A 7710-nucleotide genomic window follows, 5' to 3' on the forward strand; every position below is an offset into this window, starting at 1 on the left:
GATTGGGAAAATCCAACCGTTGATATTGTACCGTTATTTGAATCGGTTGACGATTTGCAAAACGCACATGAAATCATGGAGCAATTGTATAAAAATGCAATTTATCGAAATCATATTAAGCAACGAAAAGATAAACAAACCGTGATGCTTGGGTTTTCAGATGGAACCAAAGATGGTGGCTATTTGATGGCCAACTGGTGTATTTTCAAAGCCAAAGAAACCATCACTGAAGTTTCCAGAAAATACGGAATCAAAGTTATTTTCTTTGATGGTAGAGGTGGACCACCAGCACGTGGCGGCGGAAAAACACATAAGTTTTATGCTTCGTTAGGCTCAACAATAGAAAATCAGCAAATACAGGTTACAGTGCAGGGGCAAACGATAAGTTCTAATTTTGGAACATTGGATTCCTGTCGGTTTAATTTAGAGAATCTATTGAGCGCGGGCGTTGCCAATGCCGTTTTTAATAAAGATGAAAATAATCTTTCCAATTCTGATAAAACAATCATCGATGAGTTGGCGGGTATCGGTTATCAAAAATACCTGGATTTCAAATCCCATCCGAAGTTCATTCCTTATTTGGAAGAGATGAGCACTTTGAAATACTATTCAAAAACAAATATTGGCAGTCGTCCTTCGAAGAGAAATGCGTCAGACCAATTGAATTTTGCTGATTTGCGTGCTATTCCTTTTGTGAGTGCGTGGAGTCAAATGAAACAAAATGTGCCTGGTTTTTTCGGAGTTGGAACCGCTTTAAAACATTTTGAAACCACCAAACAATGGGAAAAAGTGCAAAAGCTTTATGACGATTCTTTATTCTTTAGAACCTTACTGGAAAATACCGCAATGTCGTTGGCCAAATCCTTTTTTCCACTTACTGCTTATATAAAAGATGACAAAGAGTTTGGCGAATTTTGGCAAATTATCTTTGATGAATTTTCAGAAACCAAACGGCTGTTGCTTAAAATCGCCGGTCATACAGAATTGATGGAAAACTATCCCGATGGGAAAGCTTCGATAGCTATGAGGGAACAAATAGTTTTACCACTGTTGGCTATCCAGCAATATGCATCTTCGCAAATCAGTGAAATCAAAAAGCATAAAAATCCAGACGAAAAATTGCTGAGCGTTTATGAGAAGCTGGTAACCCGCTCGCTATTTGGAAACACCAATGCTAGTAGGAATTCAGCTTAAAAAAAGTATTTTAACGCTGTAAATTGTAATTTTAATAGGAAAAATAACCAAGGTTAGAATATTTTTGTACCTTCAACCCTGTTTAATGTTGTTCAACGAAACTTAAATAGAGGGAAATATGAAAAATTATACACTTTTGTTTATAGCAGGTTTTTCTTGTTTTACAGGTTTTGCCCAAAAGAATAATGGCATTACAATGGTACAGCCAAAATCAGATGTAGCATCCAATCAGGAAGTTGCTATGGTAGATACGCCAACAGCTAAGGAAAAGGTTAAAGCTATCACAGCCGTTCCGGAAAAGAAAGCAGATTTTACCAAAATTAAAATCATAGAAAGTTACGAAAGGGTTTTAGAGAAAGGCTACAAAACAGAAGCTATGCTTCAGGCTGTGGCAGATTATCGCTATTTCGCTGATGATTTCATAATAGCTGCCAAATGGTATACTCAATTGTTTGAATTCTGCCCGGATGAATTAGCTGCCGTTTACTATTTTCGATATGCAAAGTCATTACAGAGTAGTGGTGAAATCGAAAAAGCAAAAGAGATGATGGCGATTTATCAGGTTAAAAAGATTTAAACGACTGTCTGTTTAAGTAGTTTTTTTTCTCAAAGGTTCTAACCAATAAGTACTCACTTCTCCTTCAATTTCATAAAAGTAGGCACGCTTTCCTTTTATGATTACCTTTTTACTTCTTGGCGCTCTTTCTTTATCAATTGGTATGGTAATGTCAATTTCAATAAAGTTTGATGTTAGATACTGTCGTTTAATTTCTATAGGTTTTTTGAAACCATAAGTATAAATGCCAATTTTCTCAAAGTCTTTACGGGCAATCTTAAAGGTATTATTAGTATCAACTATTTTTTGATTTTTTATTCTTGGAGCAAAGCCACAGGTTCTTATATAAGGTTCTCGCAATAGATTAAATCCTTTGTTACGTTTGTCAAAGTATATAGTAAGCATAGTAAAATCAGTTTCTTTCCTTTCTATCAGTAGTTCTTTTTCATAAGATTCTGTATAACAATTTATTTTGATTTGAATCGAGTCTTTCAGTCCTATATTTTTTTCATTTAGAATAACAACCGGCTCACGTCTTTTCAATTGCGGATTAAGTGTAATTTCATTTCCGTTGGCAATCCATTTCCCTTCATTGGTATAATCATTAAAAGTCATTGGATAAATATTGTCAACGGTTCGTAATTTGAATGTTCCATCAGTTTTTAATTCCAATTCAGTTGTTATAGCTTTTCCATTTAACAGCCAATCTCCATATATTCCGGCATATCCGACAGTATTGTTTTGTGCCCAATTATTGAGCGTGAGTAATAGAATTGTTACTGTATAAATTATTTGTTTCAAATGAGTTGTTCTTGAAAATGTTTGTTCTGTTAAAGATAAAAGATTTTTATAAAAAATATAATTTCATTTCAAAGTTATGCTTAAAAAATTCCAATCTTTGTAATAAATAAGTATCATGAAACCATTCGATTTACAACCCGAAGAATTTGCAGGGCATTTTGCCACTTATATCAACCAAGTTTCAAGTGAATATACATTAGTTGAAGAACTTGAAATCTCGGTGCATCGTCTTATAAAATTTGTTCAAAATATTCCATTAGATAAATTTGATTACCGTTACGCCGAAGGAAAATGGACCATCAAAGACATCATCCAACACTTGATTGACGCCGAAAGAATATTTGCTTATCGCGCGTTGCGTTTCGCCCGAAACGATAAAACCGGATTGCCTGGATTTGATGAAAACGATTATGTTGACGAAGCAAATGCTGGCAAAAGAAGCATTCAGGATTTATTGACCGAAATGGCTGTTGTCAGACAAGCAACTTTATCTATGTTCAAATCATTTTCAGACGAAGAATTAATGCGAATTGGAACAGCTTCTAGCAACCCAATGTCGGTTCGTGCTTTAGGATTTACAATCATTGGACATCAAAACCATCATGAGCGAATTTTTCAGGAAAGATATTTAGAGTAAAAATCCAAAAAAAAACAAATCCCAAATTCCAACAAAAATATAGTTTGGAATTTGGGATTTTAATATTGTAATTTAAAACTTCAAAGAAGTTTATTCATCGTCGTCTTCATCATCGACAAAGTTGTCTGTCGCCTCAAGATCGTCATCATCGTCATCGTCATCATCACCATCGTCAGAACCACCTTTATCATTCAATAAATCTTCTTCTTCCTCGTCGTCATTTTCATTTGGCGCATCTTCATCATCATCCAATCCTTTTATTGGATCGATTGGTTCAACTACAGAGTCAATATCTTCCTCTTCGTCGTATTTCTCCATACGGCTAGCTAGTTTCGTGCTCACTTTAACCAGGTAAATAGTGTCTTCAGTTTTAACTTCAACAGCTTCGATCAATTCGTTTTGAGCATTTCTAAAACGAATAATATCGGAGTCGTCATAACCTTCTGGGAATTTATCAACCAATAAATTCAGAATGTCACCAGTTAGTTTAGCATAGTCTACAATAATTCTTCTCATAAAAAAATATTTTATAAATCTAGTATGTAAGCAAAGATTAAAGGTACAACAATTGTTGCATCAGATTCAACAATAAATTTGGGTGTATGTATGTCTAATTTTCCCCATGTAATTTTTTCATTGGGAACAGCTCCGGAATAAGAGCCATAACTGGTAGTCGAATCGGATATCTGGCAAAAATAACTCCAAAACGGAACTTCGTGCATTTCCATATCCTGGTATAACATTGGCACAACGCAAATTGGAAAATCTCCTGCAATTCCACCACCAATCTGAAAGAAGCCTAAACCTTTTCCGGTTGAATTTTTTGGATACCAATCGGCCAGCCACATCATATATTCGATACCACTTTTCATCGTGGTAGCAGTAAATTCTCCTTTGATACAATAGGAAGCAAAGATGTTCCCCATAGTACTGTCTTCCCAACCCGGAACTACGATTGGCAAATTCTTTTCGGCAGCAGCAACCATCCATGAATCTTTTGGATCAATTTCATAGTATTGTTCCAACACACCTGAATTAATCATCTGATACATAAATTCATGTGGAAAATAACGTTCTCCTTTTGAATTGGCGTTGTTCCAAATATCATATAAATGCGATTGTAATCTACGGAAAGCTTCTTCTTCAGGAATGCAGGTATCGGTAACCCGGTTATAGTGATTTTCTAATAAATCCCATTCTTCCTGTGGACTTAAATCACGGTAATTTGGGACTCTTTTATAAGAATTGTGAGCCACCAAATTCATAATATCTTCTTCAAGGTTTGCTCCGGTACAAGAAATAATATGCACTTTATCCTGACGGATCATTTCGGCTAATGATTTTCCTAACTCGGCCGTACTCATAGCACCGGCAAGCGAAATCAACATTTTGCCATTGTCAAGCAAATGTTCTTCATATCCTTTTGCTGCGTCAACAAGCGCTGCCGCATTGAAATGAAGGTAATGTTTTTCTATAAATTGACTTATAGGTCCTTTACTCATTTTTTAGTTTGTTGTTGTGTTTATAGTAGAGTTCAAAGAAAAACTTTTTTTCTAGAACTACAAACAGTTTTTCTAATTTAGTTTCGTTAAAAATTGTAATTTATTGAGACTGTAATTACTACGATTTCTTCTCGTAGCCCAATATTTTCAGGACATCGTCAGAAGTTTGTTGTTCTGAGAATACCTCAGTTGCCAAAATTCCGTTCTCATCTCTGTCAATTAAAATATGTCTCGGTTGTGGAATCAAACAGTGATGCAAACCGCCAAAACCACCAATGGTTTCCTGATAAGCGCCTGTATTGAAAAAACCAATATATAAAGGCTTTTCTTTATTATATTTTGGTAGGTAGATGGCGTTCATATTTTGCTCTGAGTTGTAATAATCATCGCTGTCGCAAGTCATTCCGCCGAGTAAAACCCTTTCGTAAGTATCATTCCAACGGTTTATTGCCAGCATTATAAAACGTTTGTTGATTGCCCAGGTGTCAGGTAAAGTTGTGATAAATGAACTGTCAATCATGTTCCAAGCCTCTCTGTCGTTTTGTTGCTTTTGATACAAAACCTGATAAATTGCTCCGCCAGATTCACCAACGGTAAATGAACCAAACTCGGTAAAAATATTCGGAACATCAACTTCTTCATCATCGCAGGCAATTTTAATCTGATTTATGATTTCGTCAATCATATATTGATAATCGAATTCAAATGCCAGGGAATTTTTGATTGGAAATCCGCCGCCAATATTCAATCCGTCAAGCGAAGGGCATTCTCTTTTTAGTGCTACATATACTTTGATACATTTCAATAATTCATTCCAGTAATATGCGGTATCATTGATTCCTGTATTAATGAAAAAGTGAAGCATTTTCAACTCCAATTTATCATTTTCCTGAATCTGTTTTTTGTAGAAGTTTACAATGTTTTTATATCCAATTCCTAAACGGGAAGTATAGAACTCAAACTTTGGTTCTTCCTCGGCAGCGATTCTGATTCCGATTTTGAATTTACCTTTGATTTGTTCCTGTAATAAATCCAATTCCTCATAATTATCAATAATCGGAATGGTATTTTTATGACCATGATTAATCAAACGGGCAATGTTCTCAATATATTGGTCGCGTTTGAAACCATTACATATTATATAGGTGCTTTTGTTGATTTTTCCGTTTTCCAATAAATTCTCTACAATATTGATATCAAAAGCAGAAGACGTTTCAATGTGAATGTTATTCTTGAAAGCTTCATTCATTATGTATTGAAAATGAGAGCTTTTGGTACAATAACAATAATAATATTTTGCTTCGTATTTGTTTTTCTCCATCGCATGCCTGAACCAGTTTTTGGCTCTTTTAATGTTGTTGGAAATTTGCGGCAAATAAGTAAACTTTAAAGGCGTGCCATATTGTTCAACTAATTTCATCAAATCAATATTGTGAAATTGAAGCTGGCTTTCTTTGTTTAAAGTAAATTCTTCCTGTGGGAAGTAATAGGTTTGATTAATTAAATCGAAATATTTAGTGTTCATTTAAAAGGTGTAATTATGGATTAATTTATTTTATAAAAACAAAATAATCTGTAATTCAAACTCTAATATTAGCGTAAATAATAGGAAGTTTTTCCTGAAATAAAAATGTGATTGGTGAACACAAAGCCATTAAATCATTTTTGAGTATATAAAAATGATTAGAAGCAGTGAAGAAATTTATGTTAGTTTCTCGACTAAAAATACTGTAAACAGAAGTGTTGACACTTTTTTTCATTAGGGCAAATGTAAAAAATAAAATATTCGAAATGCAACTATTAGTATCAAAATTATGTTAACTTTTATAATCTGCAAAAGATTTTATAATTAATTCATTTTCAACTTCTTGATTGATTTTTATATTTCCAATTCCGTCAAGAAGCGCAAATTGTATTTTCCCGTATTCATTTTTCTTGTCGTGAATGAGTAAATTGAGTATGGGCTGCAGGTCATTTTCTTCGAAAACTATGATTTCAAAAACGGCATTGATTGCGTTTTTAATTTCTAAATATTCAACTGCTGAAAGCAATTTTTTCTGCCACGAAATATAACTTTCTAAAATCATCCCTACTGCAATGGCTTCACCATGTAGCAAAGTTTTTTTGTTTTCGTTTTCGAGAAAATAACTTTCGATAGCGTGTCCTAAAGTATGGCCAAAATTCAATGCTTTACGAATGCCGTTTTCAGTTGGATCCTGCATCACGATTTCGTTTTTTATTGTAATTGAACGATGGATTAATTCATCAAAATCAGCAAAATCGACAGCATTCAATTCTTTGAATTGTGCCCAATAACCGGCATCGAAAATCAAACCATGCTTTAGCATTTCGGCCAAACCGGAACGCATTTCATTTTGTGGTAAAGTTGCCAGGTATTCAGTATCGATTAAAACCATTTTAGGAACATTGATAACGCCAATCTGGTTTTTTAAGTTACCTAAATCAACGCCATTTTTTCCTCCAACAGATGCATCAACCATCGCTAAAAGTGTGGTTGGAATATGAATAAAATCGATTCCTCTTTTAAAAGTAGAAGCTACAAATCCGCCAATGTCGGTAATCACACCACCACCAATATTTATCAGAAGACTTTTTCTGTCGCCGCCTAATTCGGTAAGCACATTCCAAATCTCCACACAGGTATTGATGTTCTTTTCTATTTCACCAGCTTCAATTTCAATGATCTCGATGTTTTTTTCAGTTGCCAGAAATGGTAAAAACCGGGATAAACAATACTCGTTTGTGTTGTTATCTGTTAAAATAAAAATGTTGGAGTAGTTATTTTCTTCAATAAAGCTATTGAGTGAATCATAACCGTTTTCAGCGAATAAAATAGGATAACCGTTGGCTTTTATGGATTGCATTTTTGTTGAAATTGTGCCCCAAAAATAAGGTAAAAATTAATAAATAATCACGAAAGACTATTTATATTTGTGGCATTATATTAAATTAATGGAAAAGATTTTCAACAACACACAAGTTGCGTTTGCACTTAAAAC

General features: G+C 34.1%; 8 protein-coding genes. 3 read left to right on the top strand and 5 right to left on the bottom strand.

Features of this window, described 5'->3' with window-relative positions; genetic code table 11:
• A partial coding sequence (locus tag ABIQ27_RS13990; RefSeq protein ID WP_348034536.1) for a phosphoenolpyruvate carboxylase occupies positions 1–1194 on the top strand: 1194 nt, incomplete at its 5' end.
• 118 nt (positions 1195–1312) lie between these two features.
• The gene (locus ABIQ27_RS13995) at positions 1313–1771 is read left to right on the top strand and encodes a hypothetical protein (RefSeq protein WP_348034537.1); all 459 of its coding nucleotides are present in this window, start codon (positions 1313–1315) and stop codon (positions 1769–1771) included.
• A 12-nt stretch (positions 1772–1783) separates the two neighbouring features.
• On the opposite strand, the gene ABIQ27_RS14000 is transcribed toward ABIQ27_RS13995, so the two are convergent.
• Complete coding sequence (locus ABIQ27_RS14000) at positions 1784–2551, bottom strand: hypothetical protein (protein ID WP_348034538.1); 768 nt, start codon at positions 2549–2551, stop codon at positions 1784–1786.
• Positions 2552–2666: 115 nt separating this feature from the next.
• Here ABIQ27_RS14000 and ABIQ27_RS14005 point away from each other — a divergent pair, with 115 nt between their 5' ends.
• Complete coding sequence (locus ABIQ27_RS14005) at positions 2667–3188, top strand: DinB family protein (RefSeq protein ID WP_348034539.1); 522 nt, start codon at positions 2667–2669, stop codon at positions 3186–3188.
• A gap of 90 nt (positions 3189–3278) precedes the next feature.
• Here ABIQ27_RS14005 and ABIQ27_RS14010 read toward each other — a convergent pair whose 3' ends face one another.
• The 4 genes from ABIQ27_RS14010 to aroB form a co-directional block, all read right to left on the bottom strand.
• On the bottom strand, positions 3279–3506 hold the full coding sequence (locus ABIQ27_RS14010) for a hypothetical protein (protein ID WP_348034540.1): 228 nt from the start codon (positions 3504–3506) through the stop codon (positions 3279–3281).
• A 209-nt stretch (positions 3507–3715) separates the two neighbouring features.
• Positions 3716–4690: a deoxyhypusine synthase family protein gene (locus tag ABIQ27_RS14015; protein ID WP_348034541.1), complete on the bottom strand. Its 975-nt coding sequence runs from the start codon at positions 4688–4690 to the stop codon at positions 3716–3718.
• Between the two features lie 118 nt (positions 4691–4808).
• The gene (locus tag ABIQ27_RS14020) at positions 4809–6215 is read right to left on the bottom strand and encodes an arginine decarboxylase (RefSeq protein WP_348034542.1); all 1407 of its coding nucleotides are present in this window, start codon (positions 6213–6215) and stop codon (positions 4809–4811) included.
• 292 nt (positions 6216–6507) lie between these two features.
• A complete protein-coding gene (gene aroB / locus ABIQ27_RS14025; RefSeq protein WP_348034543.1) occupies positions 6508–7575 on the bottom strand; it encodes a 3-dehydroquinate synthase in 1068 nt (355 codons plus the stop codon).
• Positions 7576–7710 lie beyond the last annotated feature (135 nt).

Origin of the sequence: Flavobacterium sp. (assembly GCF_039916025.1) — a bacterium.
Classification (GTDB): domain Bacteria; phylum Bacteroidota; class Bacteroidia; order Flavobacteriales; family Flavobacteriaceae; genus Flavobacterium.

Coding starts and splice junctions, on each gene's coding strand:
- ABIQ27_RS13995 (WP_348034537.1), top strand. CDS start 1,313: ATGAAAAATTATACACTTTTGTTTATAGCAGGTTTTTCTTGTTTTACA.
- ABIQ27_RS14005 (WP_348034539.1), top strand. CDS start 2,667: ATGAAACCATTCGATTTACAACCCGAAGAATTTGCAGGGCATTTTGCC.
- ABIQ27_RS14010 (WP_348034540.1), bottom strand. CDS start 3,506: ATGGAGAAATACGACGAAGAGGAAGATATTGACTCTGTAGTTGAACCA.
- ABIQ27_RS14015 (WP_348034541.1), bottom strand. CDS start 4,690: ATGAGTAAAGGACCTATAAGTCAATTTATAGAAAAACATTACCTTCAT.
- ABIQ27_RS14020 (WP_348034542.1), bottom strand. CDS start 6,215: ATGAACACTAAATATTTCGATTTAATTAATCAAACCTATTACTTCCCA.
- aroB (WP_348034543.1), bottom strand. CDS start 7,575: ATGCAATCCATAAAAGCCAACGGTTATCCTATTTTATTCGCTGAAAAC.